This is a genomic window from Kitasatospora cineracea, from assembly GCF_003751605.1.
GTDB lineage: Bacteria > Actinomycetota > Actinomycetes > Streptomycetales > Streptomycetaceae > Kitasatospora > Kitasatospora cineracea.
On the sequence record NZ_RJVJ01000001.1, the window covers coordinates 1,621,557 to 1,640,816 of the forward strand.

At 74.1% G+C, this 19,260-nt stretch carries 19 protein-coding genes; 10 read left to right on the top strand and 9 right to left on the bottom strand.

Annotated features, from left to right (window positions below; translation table 11 throughout):
• Positions 1–16 precede the first annotated feature (16 nt).
• Positions 17–634, bottom strand: a complete 618-nt coding sequence (locus tag EDD39_RS07335; RefSeq protein WP_123554146.1) for a hypothetical protein — start codon at positions 632–634, stop codon at positions 17–19.
• Positions 635–718: 84 nt separating this feature from the next.
• A complete protein-coding gene (locus EDD39_RS07340) occupies positions 719–2,233 on the bottom strand; it encodes an LCP family protein (protein ID WP_123554149.1) in 1,515 nt (504 codons plus the stop codon).
• Between the two features lie 222 nt (positions 2,234–2,455).
• Between EDD39_RS07340 and EDD39_RS07345 the strand changes: the two genes are divergently transcribed.
• The 3 genes from EDD39_RS07345 to EDD39_RS07355 are packed head-to-tail and all read left to right on the top strand — an operon-like array spanning position 2,456 to position 5,688.
• Complete coding sequence (locus EDD39_RS07345) at positions 2,456–3,559, top strand: sugar ABC transporter substrate-binding protein (RefSeq protein WP_123554151.1); 1,104 nt, start codon at positions 2,456–2,458, stop codon at positions 3,557–3,559.
• Positions 3,560–3,589: 30 nt separating this feature from the next.
• Positions 3,590–4,372: an ATP-binding cassette domain-containing protein gene (locus tag EDD39_RS07350; RefSeq protein ID WP_369794874.1), complete on the top strand. Its 783-nt coding sequence runs from the start codon at positions 3,590–3,592 to the stop codon at positions 4,370–4,372.
• A 47-nt stretch (positions 4,373–4,419) separates the two neighbouring features.
• Positions 4,420–5,688, top strand: a complete 1,269-nt coding sequence (locus EDD39_RS07355) for a sugar ABC transporter permease (protein WP_123560202.1) — start codon at positions 4,420–4,422, stop codon at positions 5,686–5,688.
• 48 nt (positions 5,689–5,736) lie between these two features.
• Here EDD39_RS07355 and EDD39_RS07360 read toward each other — a convergent pair whose 3' ends face one another.
• Complete coding sequence (locus tag EDD39_RS07360) at positions 5,737–5,964, bottom strand: hypothetical protein (RefSeq protein ID WP_030457509.1); 228 nt, start codon at positions 5,962–5,964, stop codon at positions 5,737–5,739.
• A 160-nt stretch (positions 5,965–6,124) separates the two neighbouring features.
• Here EDD39_RS07360 and EDD39_RS07365 point away from each other — a divergent pair, with 160 nt between their 5' ends.
• On the top strand, positions 6,125–7,312 hold the full coding sequence (locus tag EDD39_RS07365; RefSeq protein WP_162869964.1) for an ROK family transcriptional regulator: 1,188 nt from the start codon (positions 6,125–6,127) through the stop codon (positions 7,310–7,312).
• A gap of 168 nt (positions 7,313–7,480) precedes the next feature.
• On the opposite strand, the gene EDD39_RS07370 is transcribed toward EDD39_RS07365, so the two are convergent.
• From EDD39_RS07370 to EDD39_RS07380, 3 genes are all read right to left on the bottom strand, one after another.
• The gene (locus tag EDD39_RS07370) at positions 7,481–8,728 is read right to left on the bottom strand and encodes an RNA polymerase sigma factor (RefSeq protein ID WP_123554155.1); all 1,248 of its coding nucleotides are present in this window, start codon (positions 8,726–8,728) and stop codon (positions 7,481–7,483) included.
• Entirely contained in the window at positions 8,725–9,078 is a 354-nt protein-coding gene (locus EDD39_RS07375) for a YciI family protein (RefSeq protein ID WP_123554158.1), read from the bottom strand. The genes EDD39_RS07370 and EDD39_RS07375 overlap by 4 nt, the downstream gene beginning before the upstream one ends.
• A gap of 196 nt (positions 9,079–9,274) precedes the next feature.
• Positions 9,275–10,075 carry a GNAT family N-acetyltransferase gene (locus EDD39_RS07380; protein WP_123554159.1) on the bottom strand — a complete coding sequence of 267 codons (801 nt, stop codon included), beginning with the start codon at positions 10,073–10,075 and terminating at the stop codon, positions 9,275–9,277.
• An 86-nt stretch (positions 10,076–10,161) separates the two neighbouring features.
• On the opposite strand from EDD39_RS07380, the gene EDD39_RS07385 reads away from it, so the two are divergent.
• From EDD39_RS07385 to EDD39_RS07405, 5 genes are all read left to right on the top strand, one after another.
• Complete coding sequence (locus EDD39_RS07385; RefSeq protein ID WP_030457503.1) at positions 10,162–10,578, top strand: MerR family transcriptional regulator; 417 nt, start codon at positions 10,162–10,164, stop codon at positions 10,576–10,578.
• 25 nt (positions 10,579–10,603) lie between these two features.
• Positions 10,604–10,927, top strand: a complete 324-nt coding sequence (locus EDD39_RS07390) for a thioredoxin family protein (RefSeq protein ID WP_030457502.1) — start codon at positions 10,604–10,606, stop codon at positions 10,925–10,927.
• A gap of 105 nt (positions 10,928–11,032) precedes the next feature.
• On the top strand, positions 11,033–12,148 hold the full coding sequence (locus EDD39_RS07395) for a hypothetical protein (protein ID WP_123554161.1): 1,116 nt from the start codon (positions 11,033–11,035) through the stop codon (positions 12,146–12,148).
• A gap of 53 nt (positions 12,149–12,201) precedes the next feature.
• The gene (locus tag EDD39_RS07400) at positions 12,202–12,624 is read left to right on the top strand and encodes a MarR family winged helix-turn-helix transcriptional regulator (RefSeq protein ID WP_030457500.1); all 423 of its coding nucleotides are present in this window, start codon (positions 12,202–12,204) and stop codon (positions 12,622–12,624) included.
• Positions 12,625–12,728: 104 nt separating this feature from the next.
• The gene (locus EDD39_RS07405; protein WP_123554163.1) at positions 12,729–13,511 is read left to right on the top strand and encodes a MerR family transcriptional regulator; all 783 of its coding nucleotides are present in this window, start codon (positions 12,729–12,731) and stop codon (positions 13,509–13,511) included.
• 76 nt (positions 13,512–13,587) lie between these two features.
• On the opposite strand, the gene EDD39_RS07410 is transcribed toward EDD39_RS07405, so the two are convergent.
• The 3 genes from EDD39_RS07410 to EDD39_RS07420 all read right to left on the bottom strand — a co-directional run bounded on the left by EDD39_RS07410 (position 13,588) and on the right by EDD39_RS07420 (position 18,037).
• On the bottom strand, positions 13,588–14,604 hold the full coding sequence (locus EDD39_RS07410; RefSeq protein WP_030457498.1) for a helix-turn-helix domain-containing protein: 1,017 nt from the start codon (positions 14,602–14,604) through the stop codon (positions 13,588–13,590).
• Between the two features lie 394 nt (positions 14,605–14,998).
• The gene (locus tag EDD39_RS07415; protein ID WP_123554165.1) at positions 14,999–16,492 is read right to left on the bottom strand and encodes an aminopeptidase P family protein; all 1,494 of its coding nucleotides are present in this window, start codon (positions 16,490–16,492) and stop codon (positions 14,999–15,001) included.
• A gap of 135 nt (positions 16,493–16,627) precedes the next feature.
• Entirely contained in the window at positions 16,628–18,037 is a 1,410-nt protein-coding gene (locus EDD39_RS07420; protein WP_123554167.1) for a PP2C family protein-serine/threonine phosphatase, read from the bottom strand.
• Between the two features lie 385 nt (positions 18,038–18,422).
• On the opposite strand from EDD39_RS07420, the gene EDD39_RS07425 reads away from it, so the two are divergent.
• The gene (locus tag EDD39_RS07425; protein WP_123554169.1) at positions 18,423–19,085 is read left to right on the top strand and encodes a bifunctional DNA primase/polymerase; all 663 of its coding nucleotides are present in this window, start codon (positions 18,423–18,425) and stop codon (positions 19,083–19,085) included.
• Positions 19,086–19,260: the final 175 nt, after the last annotated feature.

The window sequence follows — 19,260 nt, forward strand, 5'->3', positions numbered from 1 at the left end:
TCCGCGGGAGCCGGGTTCAGCCGCCGGCGCGCCCGGGCCCGTCGTCCGGGCCGGCGAGCAGGAACGGCAGCAGGCCGCGTTCCAGCAGGGTGCTGCGCCAGGCGGTGCGGGCGGCCGCGACCTGCTGCTCGTGCTGCGGGTCGCCGGCCGGGTCGGTGCGCCGCCAGGCGGCGGTGAGCAGCAGACCGAGCAGCCCGGCCAGCGCGCCGGCCACCGCGACGGCGACGGTGGTCCAGGCGGCGGCGCGCAGTTCCCCGGCCGGTCCGGCGTGCGGGCGGGACAGGTCGAGGACGGCGCCGAGCAGGAAGAACACGGCGGCGGCGCTGCCGCTGACGATCGGCACGACCAGGGCCAGCGCGCCCAGCCAGCCGGTGAGCCGCTCGCGCCGGTCGGCGGTCCGGGCGGGCGGTGCGGGGACGGTGTCCCGGAGCCGCCGGTAGGCCAGGTACTCGGGTTCGGCGGCGGCCAGGATCCGGGCGGAGTGCTGCCGGGCCAGGGTGCGCAGCCGGGTGGTCCGCCGGGGGTCGTCGGCCAGCGCGGCGCGCACCGCCGGGTCGGCCAGGGCCCGGCCCAGGGCGTACTCGAAGTCGGCCCGGTCCTGCTGGGTGGGGCCGCTGCCGGTGTGCGGGTCCATCGCCGCTGTCCCCCGTGAGTGGTGGAGTGCCCGGCGGTCGGCGCGGGCGGGGTCGGTGCGGGTGCGCGGGTGCGGTCGCGGGCTTCAGCCGTAGGTGAGGTCGGCGCAGGCGTCCTCGTCGGCGGAGCGGGCCTGGCTGACGCTGGTGGGCAGCGGGCCGGTGGGCACCGGCGGGGCGGCGGTGGTGCCGCCGCCGGCGGCGTAGTCGGCGCCCAGGGTGAGGGAGACGCCAGCCTGGCCGCCGGCCTGCAGGACGGCGCCGGGGAAGAGCGCGGCGACCTTCTCGGCCTTGGCCTTCTCGCCGGCCCCGTACTCGACCAGGGTGCTGCGGTGGGTGCGGGAGGAGGCGTTGGCCCGGCCGGTGACGGTGAACCCGGACTCCTCCAGGGCCTGGGCGGCCCGGGTGGTCAGCCCGGCGGTCTCGGTGCCGTTGTAGACGGCGACCCGGACGCCGGCGCCGTCGACCTCGGCGGGCGCGGTGGTGGTGGGCGCGGCGGGGCTCGGGTCGGCGGCGGCGGGGCTCGGGGCGGTGTCCTGCCCGTCCAGGGTGCGGTCGGCCTTCAGCGCGGCCCACAGCTGGTCGGCGTCGGGGTGCACCAGGGCGACCCGTTCGCCCTGGTAGCGCCAGGGCACGGTGAGGAACTTGATGTCGTGCAGGTCGAGGTTCTTGAGCGACATGGCGAAGTCGACCAGCTTGCCGGCCGAGCCGAGGCCCTCGTCCACGGTGAGCGCCTTGGTGGCGGCGTCGGCCAGCGGCAGCAGCGTGGTGGGGTCCATGCCCTTCGCCTTGACCTGCTTGATCAGCGAGGAGAGGAAGGCCTGCTGGCGCTTGGTGCGGCCGATGTCGGAGCCGTCGCCGAGGCCGTGCCGGATCCGGACGTAGTCGAGCGCGGCCTGGCCGGAGATGGTCTGGTGGCCCTGCTTGAACAGTTCCTTGCCGCGGTGCCCGAGGTTGGGGTCGAGGTCGCCCTCGTAGACGGCCTTGGGCAGGCAGACGTCGACGCCGCCGACCGCGGTGGTCATGTCGGCGAAGCCCTGGAAGTTGACCACCATGGTGTGGTCGATGCGCAGCCCGGTGAGCTTCTCCACGGTGTTCTGGGTGCAGGCCGGGTTGCCCTGGTCGGTGTCGCCGACCGAGAAGGCGCTGTTGAACATGGCGCTGGGCTGGTCCTTGGTCCAGGTCTTGTTCGGCAGCATGCAGGGCGGGACCTCGACCAGCGAGTCGCGCGGGATGGACACCCCGACGGCGTGCTTGTGGTCGGCGTAGACGTGCAGCAGGATCGCGGTGTCCGAGCGGGCGCCGCCGTCCTGGCCGCCGCCGAGGTCCTTGTTGCCGCCCGCGCGGGAGTCGGAGCCGATCAGCAGCAGGTTGACGGGGGTGCGGCCCTCGGCGTCGGCACTGGCGGCGGCCGGGCGCTCCTTGCTGAGGCCGTCGCTGCCGAAGGTGCTCAGGTTGCCGTTGAGCCGGTAGTACAGCAGCCCGCCGGCCAGCACGGTCAGCGAGACGGTGCCCGCGGTGGTCCACAGCGCGATCCGCCGCACCCGGTGGCCGCGGCCGCGCGTGCTGCCGTGGCTGGTCCTCGCCCTGCGCGCGGACATGACGCCCCCTCACCCGTTGCCGTCGACCGAACTTCTACAAGGCTGTAGAAGTCGAGCGAAGCATACAAACCCGGACGGGTGAAGTCACACCCGTCCTCGCCCGGTCCCCGGCGGACCGGCCGGACGGGGCGCCGCCACCCGCTCGGCCCAGCCCCGATCGTGGCGGCGGCCGAGCGTTCTCACACTCGGTGACGGGGGCGCCATCCACAGGAAGAGGGCATCATGCACACCGGTCTCCGTCGGATCGCCGTCGCGGCCACCGCGGCCTCGCTCGCCGCGGGCCTGGCCGCCTGCGGCAGTGCCAAGCAGTCGTCCGGCTCCTCGGGCTCCTCCGGCAGCGCGAACCAGGCGGTGAAGATCGGCCTGCTGCTGCCGGAGTCCAAGACCACCAGGTACGAGCAGTTCGACCGCCCGCTGATCGAGGCGAAGATCAAGTCGCTGGCGCCGAACGCGCAGATCGACTACTACAACGCCAACCAGGACGCGACGCAGCAGCAGACCCAGGTGGACACCGCGCTGACCAAGGGCGACCAGGTGCTGATCCTGGACGCGGTCGACTCCAAGGCGATCCAGTCCTCGGTGCAGAAGGCGCACGACGCGGGCGTCAAGGTGATCGCCTACGACCGGCTCGCCCAGGGCCCGGTGGACGCGTACGTCTCCTTCGACAACCACAAGGTCGGCGAACTGCAGGGCGAGGCGCTGGTCAAGGCCGTCGGCGACAAGGCGTCCAGCGGCCAGATCATCATGATCAACGGATCGCCGACCGACCCGAACGCGGCCGACTTCAAGGCCGGCGCGCACAGCGCGATCGACGGCAAGCTGAAGATCGGCAAGGAGTACGACACCCCGCAGTGGGACCCGAACACCGCCAACCAGGAGGCCGCCGCCGCGATCACCGCGATCGGCGCCCCGAACGTGGTCGGCGTCTACTCCGCCAACGACGGCATGGCGGCCGGCATCGCCACCGCCCTCAAGGCGGCCAACCTGAGCGTCCCGCTGACCGGCCAGGACGCCCAGCTCGACGCGGTGCAGCGGATCCTGGCGGGGACGCAGACGATGTCGATCTACAAGCCGTACAAGCCGGAGGCGGACGCGGCCGGCGAGATGGCGGTGCAGCTGGCCCAGGGCCAGAGCCTGGGCGCCTCGCTGAAGCCCACCACCTCGACCAACGGCAGCGGCACCAAGGTCGACTCGCTGCTGATCGCCCCGACCGTGCTCACCAAGGACAACATCAAGTCCACCGTGATCGCCGACGGCCTGTACACCGCGCAGCAGATCTGCACCCCCGACTACGCCGCGGCCTGCCAGGCCGCCGGGATCCAGTGACCGCCTTCCACCGGAGAGGAGGTGGTCGCGGTGGCGGGTGAGACCGTACTGGCACTGCGGGGCATCTCGAAGCGGTTCGGCGCCGTCCAGGCGCTCACCGGCATCGAGCTGGAGGTGCGGGCCGGCGAGGTGGTCGCGCTGGTCGGCGACAACGGCGCCGGCAAGTCGACCCTGGTGAAGACCATCGCCGGGGTCAACCAGCCGGACGAGGGGGTCATCGAGTGGGAGGGCCGGCCGGTGTCCATCCACCGGCCGCAGGACGCCCAGCACCTGGGCATCGCCACCGTCTACCAGGACCTCGCGCTGTGCGACAACCTGGACGTGGTCGGCAACCTGTTCCTCGGCCGGGAGATCAAGCAGTTCGGGCTGGTCCTGGACGAGGTCGCCATGGAGAAGCGCTCCCGGCAGCTGCTGGACACCCTCTCCATCCGGATCCCCAGCGTGCGGATCCCGATCGCCTCGCTCTCCGGCGGCCAGCGCCAGGTGGTGGCGATCGCCCGGGCGCTGATCGGCTCGCCCAAGGTCGTGATCCTGGACGAACCGACCGCCGCGCTCGGCGTCGAGCAGACCGCGCAGGTCCTCGACCTGGTCGAGCGGCTGCGCGACCAGCGCCTCGGGGTGATCCTGATCAGCCACAACATGGCCGACGTGATGGCGGTCGCGGACACCGTCGCGGTGCTGCGGCTGGGCCGCAACAACGGGGTCTTCGACAAGCACTCCACCAACCAGGAGCAGATCATCTCGGCCATCACCGGTGCCACGGACAACGCCGTGACCCGCCGGCAGGCCCGCGGTGAGGGAGGCGAGCGATGAGCGGGAACACCCCGGAGCCCGAGCACCGGCCGCTGCCCGAGGACTCCATGCCGACCGGCGGCGTCAACGCGCCCGTGCCGGTCGCCGCGGAGGCCACCCCGGCCGTCGACCCGCGGCTGATCGTCCGGCAGGAGGGCCTCAAGGGCTACCTGATCGAGTTCAAGCGGCGGCTGACCAGCGGCGAGCTCGGCTCGGCCCCGGTGGTGGTCGCGCTGATCGTCATCTGGGCCGTGTTCGGCTCGCTGAACAGCAGCTTCCTGTCCGCGCAGAACCTCTCCAACCTCTCCCAGCAGATCGTCGGCACCGGCATGATCGCGCTCGGCGTGGTGTTCGTGCTGCTGCTCGGCGAGATCGACCTGTCGGTCGGCTCGGTCAGCGGCCTGTGCGCGGCGATCTTCGCGGTCATGAACGTCACCCACGGCGTCAACCAGTGGGTGGCGCTGCTGTCCGCGCTGGTCGGCGGCGCGGTGGTCGGCCTGGTGCAGGGCCTGTTCTTCGCCAAGGTCGGCGTCCCGGCGTTCGTCGTCACCCTGGCCGGCAACCTCGGCTGGAACGGCCTGATGCTGCAGATCCTGGGCGCCAGCGGCACCGTCAACCTGTCCGGCAAGGACATCGTCTCCCGGCTGTACTCCACCATCTACGGGCAGCAGATCGCCGCCTACGGACTGGCGGCGGCCGGCGTGGTGCTCTTCCTCGGCTCCTCGCTGCTGGACACCCGGCGGCGCAAGGCGGCCGGGGTCCCGTACCGGACGCTCACCGACATCCTGGTGCGCAGCGCGGCGCTGGCCGTGGTCGGGTTCCTGGTGGCCTGGACGCTCAACCAGTACAAGGGGCTGCCGCTGGCGCTGCTGGTGTTCGTGGTCTTCGTGGTGGTGCTGGAGTTCGTGCTGCGCCGCACCCCGTACGGGCGGAAGGTGTTCGCGCTGGGCGGGAACATCGAGGGCGCCCGGCGGGCCGGCATCAACGTCTCGTTGGTGCGGATCACGGTGTTCATGATCTGTTCCACCATGGCGGCGATCGGCGGCCTGTTCCTGGCCGCGCAGATCCAGTCGGCCTCGCAGACCTCCGGCGGCGGCAACCTGCTGATGAACGCCATCGCGGCGGCCGTCATCGGCGGCACCAGCCTGTTCGGCGGGCGGGGGTCGACCTGGTCGGCGCTGCTCGGTGCGCTGGTGATCGGCTCGATCCAGTCCGGGATGAACATCCAGGGCCTGAGCAACGCGATCCAGTTCATGATCACCGGTGCGGTGCTGCTGGCCGCCGTGGTGATCGACTCGCTGGCGCGGCGGACCCAGAAGTCGGCCGGGCGGGCGTAGCGCCTCCGAGCGGCGAGATCCCCCGTGGGCCCGGTGGCCGGCGGGGGATCAGTGCGTGCGGAGCAGTCCCAGGTGGACCACGGTGACCTGGGCCAGGTCCAGGTCGGCGTCGCGGCGGTGGCGGCGGGCCTCGGCCGACTCGGCGCGCTCGATCGCCTCGCGGCGGGCGTCCTCCTCGGCGGCGGCGTCCACGATGAACAGGTGGCGGCCGGAGCGGATCTCGTTGGCGTGCGGAATCTCGACGCACCAGCGATGACGGCTCTGGGTGGCGTTCATCGGCCTTCCTCTCCCGGCGCGTCCTCGTACCGGCACATGAGGTACTACTGCTGCCCTAGACCATAGGTATAGGCCAATTCGTCCGTCAAGAGGACGAGCAGAATGTCAAATAATCCGTTCAACGGTGAAAATGGTCGGCGAGTCCGCTACCGTTCCGTGCATGACAGCCCCCGCCGCCCCGGCCCCCTCGGCCCGCCGCCTGCGCACCCGGGCCGCCCTGCTCGCCGTCCTCGGCGAGCACGGCACGCTCAGCCGCACCGAGATCAGCCGGCTCACCGGGCTCTCCCGCTCCGCCGTCAGCAGCGCCGTCACCGACCTGCTCGACGAAGGGCTCGTCAGCGAGACCACCGCCACCGCGGCGACGACCGCCGGCCGCGGCCGCCGCGCCGCCGCCGTCACCCTGCGCCGCGCCCACGCCCTGGTGCTCGCCTTCGACTTCGGCCACACCCACGTCACCGCCGCCGTCGCCGACACCTCCGGCACCGTCCTCGGCGAAGCCGCCGCCCACCTCGACGTCGACAACCACCCGCGCGAAGTCCTCGAAGCCGCCGGGACGCTCGCCCGCCAGGCCCTCGACGCCGCCGGACACCGCCTCGACGAGATCACCGCCATCGCCGCCGGCATCCCCGGCGCCCTCGACACCCGCACCAACGTGGTCCGCGCCCCCTCCACCCTCTCCCAGTGGATCGGCATGGACCCCGCCGCCGAACTCGGCCGGGTCTTCGACCGGCCCGTCACGGTCGGCAACGACGCCGAGATGGGCGCCCGCGGGGAACGCGCCCACGGCACCGGCGGCACCGTCAACGACCTCGTCTACGTCAAGGCCTCCACCGGCATCGGCGCCGGACTCCTGCTCGACGGACGCATCTACCGCGGCGCCAGCGGCATCTCCGGCGAGATCGGCCACATCCAGCTCCCCGACACCGGCACCTGGTGCCGCTGCGGCAACCGCGGCTGCCTGGAGTCCGTCGCCTCCATCGTCGAGGTCCGCCGCCGCCTGGCCCACGTCCTCGCCCCAGGCGCCCGCCCCGGCGAACACGTCGACCTCCCGCCGCTCGACCGGCTCGCCGACATCCCGGCCGCCGCCCGCGTCATCGGCGAAGCCGGCCGCACCATCGGCCGCGTCCTCGCCGACCTGGTCAACTGCCTCAACCCCGCCGCCATCGTCATCGGCGGCGAACTCGGCCAGGCCGGCGCCCCGCTCGTCCACGGCATCCGCGAGTCGGTGGACCGCTACGCCCAGCCCGCCGTCGCCGAAGCCGTCGAGATCCGGGCCAGCCGGCTCGGGCTGCGCTCGGAGCTGTACGGGGCGATCGACGCGGCGGTGGCGGCGGCGGTCGGGGGGTGAAGGCCGCTGCGCGGGGCCGGCGGGGGAGAGGGGCTCCTGGGGCCGTCGAGGGCCGGGTGGCGGGGGAGAGGGGTTTTCCGGGGCCGTCGCGAACTGGGCAGGCCGGCTCGGGCTGCGCTGCGGGTGGTGCGAGGTGGTACGCGGCGGGGCGAAGGCCGCTGCGCGGGGCTACCGGGGCAGGGTGTGGGCGCGTTCGGTGAGGTAGCGGCGTTCGGGGAGGGTGGGGGCCAGGGCGGCGGCGCGGTGGAAGGCGGTGGCGGCGGCGGGGGTGTCGCCGGTGCGGGAGAGGAGCTCGGCGCGGACCGCGTGGTAGCGGTGGTGGCGGTCCAACTCGGCTGAGAGCACGTCGAGTTCGGCCAGCGCGGCGGCCGGGCCGCGGACCTCGGCCAGGGCCACGGCGCGGTTCAGCGCGGGCACCGGGCCCGGGGCGACCCGGAGCAGCAGGTCGTACAGGGCCAGGATCTGCGGCCAGTCGGTGGCGGCCACGTCCGGGGCCTCGTCGTGCAGCGCCGCGATCGCCGCCTGCAGCTGGTACGGGCCCACCCGGCCGGCCGGCAGGGCCCGTTCGACCAGGGCGGTGCCCTCCGCGACCGCCGCCGCGTCCCACCGGGTGCGGTCCTGCTCGGCCAGCGGCACCAGCTCGCCGTTCGGGCCGGTCCGGGCCGGGCGCCGGGCGTCCGTCAGCAGCATCAGCGCCAGCAGGCCCATCACCTCGGCGTCCCGCGGCAGCAGCCGGTGCAGCAGCTTGGTCAGCCGGATCGCCTCGTCGGACAGCCGGGGGGCCGTCAGGTCGCCGCCCGCGGTGGACGTGTAGCCCTCGTTGAAGACCAGGTACAGCACCTGCAGCACCTCGCGCAGCCGGCCGTCCGCCTCGGCCGGGGCGGGCAGCGCGAACGGCAGGCCCGAGGAGCGGATGGCCTGCTTGGCCCGGCTGATCCGCTGCGCCATGGTGGCCTCGGGGACCAGGAACGCCGCCGCGATCTGCGCGGTGCTCAGGCCGCCCACCGCGCGCAGCGTCAGCGCGATCCGGCTCGGCGCGGTCAGCGCCGGGTGGCAGCACAGGAACAGCAGGGCCAGCGAGTCGTCCCGGTCGGCGTCCGGGTCGGCGTCCGCCGGACGGCCGAGCAGCTCGGACTGCGGGGTGGCCAGGAACAGCCGCTCCTCCCGCTCCCGGCGGGCCCGGTCGGCCCGGACCAGGTCCACCAGCCGACGCGAGGCGACCGTCACCAGCCAGCCGCGCGGATTGGCCGGCCGCCCCTCCCTCGGCCACTGCTCGGCCGCCGCGAGCAGCGCCTCCTGCACCGCGTCCTCGCAGGCGTCGAAGGCGCCGGTGTGACGGCGCAGCAACGCCGCCAGGACCTGTGGCGCGAGCGCGCGCAGCAGGTCCTGGTCGGCGGCCGGGGCGGTCGGGCTCACTTCGCCTCGTGCAGGATCGGCCACAGTTCCACCGGTTCGCGGTCCGCCCACGGCATGTCGGCGGCGATCGCCAGGGCGCGCTGCTCGTCCTCGCAGTCGAGCAGGTAGAAGCTCGCCATGTACTCCTTGGTCTCCAGGTACGGGCCGTCGCTGACCGCGGGCAGGCCCTCCTGGCGGCGCACCAGGCGGCTGACCGCGGCGTCGCCGAGGCCGTAGGCGCCGATCAGTTCGCCGGTCTCCTGGTAGCGCTTGTTGAACGCGTCCTGCTGGGCGACCGCTTCGGTCCAGCCCTCGGTCGACAGGGCGGCCCACTTCTCCTGGTTGCCGTACGTCATCAGCAGGTACTTCACGGGGACCACTTCCTCGGTTCGTTCGGGCCGTTCGTGCTTGCGTCCATTGGTCGGAGCGGGGAGGGGGGTTCTCTACATGCTGCCGAAGATTTTCCGAGGAATTTCTGACCGGAGGTGTTTCCGCAGGTCAGAGGGTGTTCGTCGGGCCGGGTCCGGCCGCGCGCAGCGCCCCCGCTGCTGCGCACCGGGTGGCGGGTCAGGCGGTGGGCGGAGTCCAGACGTACGGGGTGGTGGTGGTGACGGCGTGCATGCCCAGGCGGCTCAGGATGGGGGCGCTGTCGGGGGAGGCGTCGACCTGGAGGTAGCGGATGCCGTGGTCGAGGGCCCAGCGGGCGCGGTGGGCGACCAGGGAGCGGTAGATGCCGCGGCCGCGCCAGGCGGTGAGGGTGGAGCCGCCCCAGAGGCCGCCGAACTCGCTGCCGGGGGTGCGGTTGAGCCAGGCGGCGGAGACCACCTCGGGGCGGGGGGCGTCGGTCTCGGCGACCAGGACCAGGAAGTCCGCGGGGCCGTTCGCGCGGGTGGTGAGGTCGTCGGCGAGCCAGGACCAGTCCTCGCCCCAGACCTCGGTCTCCATCGCGGCGATCCGCCGCATGTCGGCGGGGGAGGTGACCTGGCGGACGGTGACGCCCTCGGGGGCGGGGGTGGGGGCGGCGAGTTCGGCGGCGAGGCCGACCAGGACGGTCTCGGGCTCCTCGCCGACGAAGCCGGCGGCGGTCAGCCGGGCCGGGAGGTCGGCGGGGAGGTCGTGGCCGCGGGTCTTCCACTCGACGCTCTCGCCGCGGGCGGCGAAGAACTCCCGCTGGCGGGCGATGAGTTCGTCGAGCGCGTCGCCGCGCAGGCCGAGGTCGGGGCGGGGCGAGGTGACGAAGCCGCGGAAGCCGCCGTACTTGCGCAGCAACGGGCCGTCGCTGTCGTGGGTCTCGGCCTCGGCGCGGACGCCGAGGCCGCGCATGTGCTCGTCGTAGGCCGCGAGCAGGGCCGTGGTCAGTTCGGTCATCGGGTGAGCGTAACGATCACCGCGGGACGGCGGACAGCGGAAAAGGGGCTGGCGTTGACGTCGGGGTGAAGGTCTAGCGTCGTGGCATGCGGATCGGCGAGCTGGCGCAGCGGGCGGGGACCACCACCAGGGCGCTCCGGTACTACGAGTCGCGGGGGCTGCTGCCCGCGCGGCGCGGGGGCAACGGGTACCGGGCGTACGACGAGGAGGACCTGCGGCTGCTGCGGCAGATCAGGATGCTCCAGGACTTCGGGTTCGAGCTGGAGGAGACCCGGCCGTTCGTGGAGTGCCTGCAGGCGGGCCACCCGGAGGGTGACTCGTGCCCGGCCTCGCTGGAGGTGTACCGGGCGAAGCTGGCCGAACTGGACGCCATGGTGGCCCGGTTGAGCGAGGTCCGGGAGACGGTGGCCGGGCAGTTGGCCCGGGCCGAGGCGGCCCGGGACGCGCTGGCCGGGGCCGGCGGCGGCGAGCCGCGCTGCGAGCTGGTCCGCACCGAGGAGTGACGACGACCGACGACAGGAGGACGCGATGGGTGGCGTGGACAGTGTGACGGACCGGGACTTCGCCGAGCGGGTGCTGGCGGTGCCGGGGCCGGTGCTGGTGGAGTTCACCGCCGACTGGTGCCCGCCGTGCCGGCAGCTGGCGCCGGTGCTGGCGGAGGTGGCGGCGGAGCAGGCGGGGCGGCTGGCGGTGGTCGCGCTGGACGTGGACGCGAACCCGGAGACCCGGAACGCGTACGGGGTGCTGTCGATGCCGACGCTGATGGTGTTCAAGGACGGCGAGCCGGTGCGGTCGCTGGTGGGGGCGCGGGCGAAGAGCCGCCTGCTGCGGGAGCTCGACGACCTGCTGTAGGCGGGTGAGGTGTGCCACAGGGCGGGGCCGGGGATGGCTGCGGAGGACTGTCGCGTTGTAAAGTGCAACTAAATAATAGTTGTACTTTCCAACCATGGAGTTGTGATGTCCTCGGTGTCAGCGGTGTCCCGCCCCGCCCTGCGGCACGTCCTCACCCACCTGGTCACACCGCTGCTGATGTGCCTCGGCATGGGGATCGCGTACCTGTCCGCCTTCCACGCCCCCGCCCCGCACCAGCTACCGGTCGCGGTGGTCGGGCAGGGGCCGCAGGCCCAGGTGCTGGCGCAGACCCTCAAGGACAAGGCCGGCGACGGCCTGGACGTCACCACCGCGGCCGACACCGGCGCGGCCCGGCAGCGGCTGCTCGACCGCGACCTGGTCGCCGCGTACGTGCCGGACGCCGACGCGCCGACCCTGCTGGTGGCCACCGCGAACTCGGAGACCTCGGCGAGCGCCGCCGAGAAGGTGTTCACCCAGGTCGCCGCCCACCAGGGCAAGCCGCTGGCCGTCCAGGAACTGACCCCGCTGCCGGCCGGCGACCCGACCGGGCAGGGCCTGTTCTTCCTGCTGGTGGCGCTGAGCATCGGCTCCTACGGCTCGGTCGCGGTGCTCGGCGCGGCCGGCGCGGCCCTGGCGATGCGGGTGCGGGCCCTGCTCGGCCTCGGCGTCGCCCTGGTGGTCAGCCTGCTCGGCACGGCGCTGGCCGGACCGGTCTTCCACCTGGTCGACCACGGCCTGCTCGGCGTCTGGGCGATGAGCTGGCTGTACTCGGCGGGCATCCTCGCGATCGGCACCGCCCTGCACGCCTTCCTCGGCCGGTGGACCACGCTGACCATGATGGCGCTGTTCGTGATGCTCAACTTCACCAGCTCCGGCGGCATCTTCCAGCCCGAGCTGCAGAACGGCTTCTACCGCGCCCTGCACTCCTTCTGGAACGGCGCGGGCTTCCTGGAGGGCGTCCGCGACCACGTCCACTTCGGCGGCCGGGCCGGGCTCGGCGGCCACGTCGCCACCCTGTTCGGCTGGCTCGCGGCCGGCGCGGTGCTGCTCCTGGCTGCCGCCCGCACCGAGCGGAAGCGGGCCCTCGCCGCGGCCCCGGCACCGGCGCCGACCGTCGCGCCGGGCGCGGAACAGGCCGCCGAGCGGACCGCGGAGCAGTCCGTCGAGCAGCCCGCGGCGGAGGCCGCCGAGGAGGAGATGGAGGAGGCGGTCGGCGTCTGAGCGCGGCTACCCCTACCGTGGTCGGCAACACCGCACGACGAAGGAGCCACGCCATGCCCGACCGCGACGCCGCGCTGGAGACCATCCAGCGCGAGCTCACCGCGTTCGCCCGCCGGGCCCGCCACAAGGCAGCCCAGCTGCACCCCGAGCTCTCGCTGGTCACGTACAGCATGCTCGACCTGGTCAAGGAGCGGGGCTCGTGCCGGGCCGCCGACCTGGCGTCGCACTTCATGCTCGACAAGTCCACCGTCAGCCGGCAGGTCGGCGCGCTGGAGCGGCTCGGGCTGCTGGGCCGCCAGGCCGACCCGGACGACCAGCGCGGCCAGCTGCTGCACCTGACGGAAGCCGGCGAACAGCTGCTGGCGGAGGCGTACGAGCAGCGGCGGCGGGCCTTCACCGACCGCTTCACCTCCTGGGACGACGAGGACCTGGACCGGTTCGCCGCCTACCTGATCCGCTACGGCGAGTCCGAGTAGCCGCCCGCGGAGCGCGCCGCCCGGGGCCGGGCCGGAGCGGCTTGACCCTCACGTCGCGTCAGGCCCCAGGCTGGTCGCACAGCGGCGGGAAGGAGGAAGACGCGATGGACGAGGGCTACACGGTCGGACGGCTGGCAGCGATCGCCAGGGTCACGGTGCGCACCCTGCACCACTACGACCGGATCGGGCTGCTGTCGCCGAGCGACCGCACCCCGGCCGGCTACCGGCGCTACAGCGAGGCCGAGTTGGACCGGCTGCAGCAGATCCTGTTCTACCGCGAACTCGGCTTCCCGCTGGAGGAGATCGCGGCGATCCTGGACGACCGGACGGTCGGCCCGAGCGAGCACCTGCGCCGGCAGCGCGAGCTGATCGGCGACCGGATCCGCAAGCTCGAGGAACTCGCCGCGGCGGTAGAGCGAGCGATGGAGGCGAGGACCTTGGGGATCCAGTTGACCCCGGAGGAGAAGTTCGAGGTGTTCGGCAAGGACTACCAGGAGGACTGGGAGGACGAGGCCCAGCAGCGCTGGGGCGAGACCGACGCCTGGAAGCAGTCCCAGCAGCGCACCGCCCGCTACACCAAGGCGGACTGGGAGCGGATCAAGGCCGAGGCCGACGGCATCAACGACGCCATGGTGGCGGCGCTCACCGCCGGCACCGCCCCGGACAGCGAGCAGGCGATGTCGGTCGCCGAGCAGCACCGGCGGCACATCGGCCTGAACTTCTACGACTGCGGCCCGCAGATGCACCGCTGCCTCGGCGACATGTACCTCGCCGACCCGCGGTTCACCGAGACGTACGAGAAGCTCGCCCCCGGCCTGGCCCAGTGGCTGCGGGACGCGATCCACGCCAACGCGGACCGGCTGGAGCGCGAGCAGCAGCAGGACTGACGGCGGGCCGGCGCCGGGCGGTCCGGCGCTCGGGCAGCCCGGTCCCCGAGCGGTTCGGGGCCGGGGCCGCCCGGCGTCAGGCGGCCCGGCCGAAGGTGCGCCGGTAGGCGGTCGGGGAGGTGCGCATGGTGCGGCCGAAGTGGTGGCGGAAGGTCGCCGCCGACTCGAAGCCCACCGCCGCGGCGATCTCCTCCACGCTGCCCTCCGGCGACTCCAGCAGCGGCAGGCTGGCCGCGATCCGCTGGATCGCCACCCACCGCATCGGGCTGACCCCGTTGCGGGCGGTGAAGTGCCGCAGGTACGAGCGGTCGGACATGCCGGCCGCCCGGGCCAGCAGCGGCACGGTCAGCGGCCGGGCGAGGTGGTCCAGCGCCCAGCGCATCGAGCGGGCCACCCCGTCCTCCGGCTCGTCCACCGGCCGCACCGCCGCCTCGATGAACTGCGCCTGCCCGCCGTCCCGGTGCGGCGGGACGACGAAGCGGCGGGCGACGGTGTTGGCGACCTTGGCGCCGTGGTCCTGGCGGACCAGGTGCAGGCACAGGTCGATGCCGGCGGCGCTGCCCGCGCTGGTCAGCACCTGGCCGTTGTCGACGTACAGCACGTCCGGGTCGACCCGGACGTGCGGGTAGCGGCGGCGCAGTTCCGGCGCGTACCGCCAGTGCGTGGTGGCGGGCAGGCCGTCCAGCAGTCCGGCGGCGGCCAGCGCGAAGGCGCCGGAGCAGATCGAGACCACCCGGGCGCCGCGGGCGTGCGCGGTGCGCAGCGCGGCCACCACGGCGGGCGGGACGTCGCCGTGCGGGTCGGGCACCCCGACCACCACGACGGTGTCGGCGGCGGCGAGTTCCTCCAGGCCGTGGCGGGGCGTCAGGGAGAACCCGCCGACCGCCTCCAGCGGGTGGCCGGGGCGCTCGGCGCACACCCGGACGTCGTACCAGGGGGCGGCCAGCAGCCCGGCCAGCTCGGGCCGGGCGAGGGCGAACACCTCGACCACCACGCCGAGTTCGAACGGGGCCATGCCCGCGAAGGCGTACACCGCGACGGTGTGCACCGGCGCCGGGCGCCTTCCGATGGTGATGGGCACGGGCTCGGCCATGTGGTGCTCCCGGGGCGGCCGTCGGCGGTTTCGCGCCGAGTCTAGCCGTCCGGGGAGCCGGCCCGCCGGGAGCGGCGGCGGGGTGGGCGGGTGCGCACGGACGGTGGCGCAGGCTGATCGGACGGGGGCGGACGGCGGCGGAAAACCTTTGGAATCGGGAGACAACCTCCCGGGAGGATGAGGAGTCATCACATCGGGGTCCGGTGCGGCCGTTCCCCGTCCTCTTCCACCACCATGTCCGGAGAGCGTCAGATGTCCGTGTTCCGTCATGCCCGTTATGCGAAGAACCTCCCGACCTGCGCGGCCTGCTCCGGCTGGGGCCGACGCCACTGAGCACGACGGAGCCCCCGCCGGACCGGCCGGACGGGGGCTTCGGTACGTGCCGCGCGGACGGTCAGGCGGTCAGGCCGGCCATCCAGGACTCGACCTCGTCGGCCTGCCGGGGCAGGGCCGCGGAGAGGTTCTCGTGGCCGTCGGCGGTGACCAGGATGTCGTCCTCGATCCGGACGCCGAGGCCGCGGTACTCCTCGGGGACGGTCAGGTCGTCGGCCTGGAAGTACAGGCCGGGCTCGACGGTCAGCACCATGCCGGGCTCCAGCAGCGCGTCCACGTACTGCTCGCGGCGGGCGTGCGCGCAGTCGTGCACGTCGAGGCCGAGCATGTGGCCGGTGCCGTGCAGCGTCCAGCGGCGCTGCAGGCCGAGCTCCAGGACCTTCTCCAGGTCGTACACCGAGGCGTCGATCAGGCCCCACTCCAGCAGGCGGGCGGCGAGCACCCGCTGCGCGGCGTCGTGGAAGTCGCGGAACCTCCCGCCCGGCCGCACCGCGGCGATGCCGGCCTCCTGGGCCTCGTACACCGCGTCGTAGACCTTGCGCTGCAGCGGGGAGAAGCGCCCGTTGATCGGCAGGGTGCGGGTGACGTCGGCGGTGTAGAGGGTGTGGGTCTCCACGCCCGCGTCCAGCAGCAGCAGTTCGCCGGGGCGGACGTCGCCGTCGTTGCGGACCCAGTGCAGGGTGGTGGCGTGCGGGCCGGCCGCGGCGATCGAGCCGTAGCCGACGTCGTTGCCCTCGACCCGGGCGCGGCGCCAGAAGGTGCCCTCGATCCAGCGCTCGGAGGTGGCGACGGCCCGGTCCAGCTCGCGCACCACGTCGGTGAAGCCGTTCACGGTGGCGTCGCAGGCGGCGCGCAGCTCGCCGATCTCCCACTCGTCCTTGACCAGGCGCAGCCCGGACAGGAACACCTTCAGCTCGTCGTCCCCCTCCTCGTCGAGCCGCTCGGCGAGGGCCTCCTCCAGCGCGGCGTCGTAGCCGCGCACGATCCGGGTCGGGACGTCGCCCGCGGCCAGCTCCTCGGCGGCCTTGCGGACGTCCCGCACCGGCAGGCCGTACAGCTGCTCGGACTCGGCCAGCGAGTGGCGGCGGCCGACCCACAGCTCGCCCTGGCCGCTCAGCCAGAACTCGCCGTTCTCCCGGTCGGAGCGCGGCAGCAGGTACAGCGCGAACTCGTGGCCGCCCTCGACCGGCTCGCCGACCAGGACGGCGTCCTCGGTCCGGTTGCCGGTCAGGTGGACGTACTCGCTGGCGGCGCGGAAGGAGTACTCGGTGTCGTTGGCCCGGGTGCGCAGGTTGCCCGCGGGGACGACCAGGCGCTCGCCGGGGAAGGCGGCGGACAGCTTGGCGCGGCGCTCGGCCGCGTACGGGGCCTGGACGTCCGGCTGCAGGCCGTGCAGCTCGGTGTCGGCCCAGCCGGTGCGCATGGACGCGGCGAGCTCGTCGGAGATCTCGCCGTACAGGCCGTTCTTGCGGCTCTTGACCGGCTTCTCGGCCTCCTCGCCCTCGACGGAACCCTCGGGGTTCTCGGACACCGCCGGGCTGCGGTCCTCGGTCACTGCGTCGCCTCCTTGCGCGTGCTACCGCCCGCCCGTCCCCGGGTCGCGGGGCGTGCGGGCGGATGTCGCCCCCATGGTACGTAGGGCCGTTCGAACGGAGGAAGGGCGTCCGGGGTCCGGCCGGGCCGGCCGGGGCTACTCGAAGCGGGCGGCCAGCAGCACCAGGTCGTCGGTGCCGGGCTCGCCGCCGCCGGCCTGCTCCAGCAGGTGGGCGCAGAGCCGGTCCGGGTCGAGCCGGACGTCCCGCGGGGCGTCGGCGGCGGCCCGGCGCAGCGCGCTCTGCCCGGCGTGCAGGGCGGGGGCGAAGCGGCGGGCCAGGCCCTCGGTGTACAGCACCAGCACGTCGCCGGGCTCCGCGGTGAGCTCCACCCCGGGGGCCTCCCAGCAGCTGAGCATGCCCAGCGGCGCGGACAGCGAGGTCTCCACGAAGTTGGCGCCGTAGCGGGTGAGCAGCACCGGCGGGCAGTTGGCGGCGCCGGCCAGCGCGATCCGGCGCCCGGCCGGGTCGACGCAGGCGTAGACGGCGGTGGCGGAGCGGGTCGGCTCGGTGGTCTTCAGCAGCAGTTCGAGGTCGCCGAGCACCGAGACCGGGTCCTCGCCCTCCAGCACCGCGTAGGCGCGCAGCGCGGCCCGCACCCGGCCCATCGCGGCGGCCGCGTCGGTGCCCGCGTGCGGGCCGGCGCCCGGGCCGCCGCCGAGCACGCTGCCCACGGTCAGGCCCACGGTGTCGTCGGGCAGCGCGATCGCGTCGTACCAGTCGCTGCCGGCGGCCCGTTCCAGCGCGGCGGGCACGCAGCGGGCGGCCACCTTCAGGCCGGTGCGGGCGGGCAGGTGGCCGGGCAGCAGCGAGCGGCGCAGCGTCTCGGCGGCGCGCACCGCCCGGTCCGCCGCCAGCTGGCGGGCCAGCAGCGGGGCGGCGAACTCGCAGTAGCGGCGCACCAGGTGCTCGCGGCGCTCGTCGGGGCTGCCGGGCTCGTCGTAGAACCAGGCGGCCGCGCCGAGCACCTCCTCCGCGGGGCCGGTGGCCAGCGGCAGGGCGTAGCAGGCGCCGAGGCCGAGCTGCTCGGCGACCTCGCGGAAGCGGGGGCCGACCGCCGGGTCGGCGGCCAGGTCGGCGATCAGCAGCCGGCCCTCCGGGCCGGGGCGGCCGAGCAGCCCGGCGAACGGGCCGTGCTCGACCGGGACGGTCTCCAGCGTGCCGAGCGTCGCCCGGTCCAGGCCGAGCCCGACCGGGCGGGCCGGCTGGCCCTCGGAGCCGGGCGGCAGCGTCACCACCAGGCCGCGGCGGGCGCCGAGCAGGGCCGCGCCGGAGTCCAGCAGCGCGTCCAGGGTGCCGGCCAGGCCGTCGGCCCGGGCCAGCAGTTCGAGGTGCTCCTGGAGGCTGGTGAAATCGGACAGCCATCCGGCCAAACGGTCCTGCAGGTCGGCGGCGGGCACCTCGCCGAGCTCCGGGAGCAGCAGCGGGTCGGCCGCCGGGGCGGCCGGGGCGGGCGGCAGCGCCGTGGCGGCGGGCGCCGTGGACGTCAACGGGTGGACGTCGGTCATGTCGCAACTCCCCACAATCCGGAACGTGTCACGCAAGACCACCGAGACCGACCGAAACGATGTCTTTACTCACTACTCGGCATGTTTCCCCCACTTGTACACAGGCCGATCGGGGCATGTCCAGGAGTGCGGCGGCCGAACGTGCCAGGGATCGTATGCGCAGGCCGCCGGGGTGCCACCCGGGGCGACCCGCACTCACTCGTACGGTGGAACCGGGGGGCGCCCGGCCGCGTCCATCCGGACGTATGGGGGATTCTCGTTCCAGCAGCGGGTAGCCGAGACGCACACGCACCGCCCGCCACCCCGACCACGCCGATCCGAACGATCAGACGATCGCACCGACCGTGCCGTGCGCCCCGATGGACGCGGAAAGGAACGAGCCGCCATGCGCCCACCCCGCCGAGAGCTGCTGCCGGAGCGCGTCGGCCGGTGGTGGCCCGGCCGCCGGAGCCGTTCGCTGGCGCTCGCCGCCGCCCTGAAGGCCGCCGAGGGGTGCGGCTGGCCGGTGCTGCCGGGAGCCCGGGTGCCGCGCGGTGCGGCGGGGCGCTGCTCGTGCGGCGACCGGGCCTGCGCGGTGCCCGGCGGGCACCCGGACGACCCGCCGCTGGAGGCGGCCACCACCGATCCGCGGATGGTGCGCTGGTGGTGGGAGCGGCGCGCACCGGGCGCCCCGGTGCTGGTGGCGACCGGGCGGGCGCTGGGCGCGGTGAGCCTGCCGCGGCCGGCCGGGCCGTGGCTGCTGCGGCACCTGGAGGAGACCGGCGTCCCGTACGGGCCGGTGCTCGGCACGCCGGGCCGGTTCGTGCTGCTGACCGCGCCGTACACGCTGCCGGAGCTGGGCGGGCTGCTGGCCGAACGGCCTTGGGTGCCCGGGGTGTTGCGCTACCACGGGCCGGGCGGCTACCTGGTGCTGCCGCCGTCCCGGACGGGGGCGGGCCCGGTGCACTGGGTGCGCCGGCCGGGGCCGGGGCGGCCGTGGCTGCCGGAGGTCGGGACGCTGCTGGGCGGGCTGATCACGGCCAGCGCGGTGGCGCTGCCGCAGGGCTGAGCCGGGGCGCCGGGCCTGCTTCTTTGATGATGTCCCGTCAGCTATGGTGCCTGGTGGGGAAGCCGCAGCCCGGAAACGAGAAAAGTCCGACCGCTGGCGACGGGGGATGCACCAGCGGTCGGACCTTTCAAACAGTAACAAAGATCCGGCTCCGCGCCAATTTGTCCACGCGGAA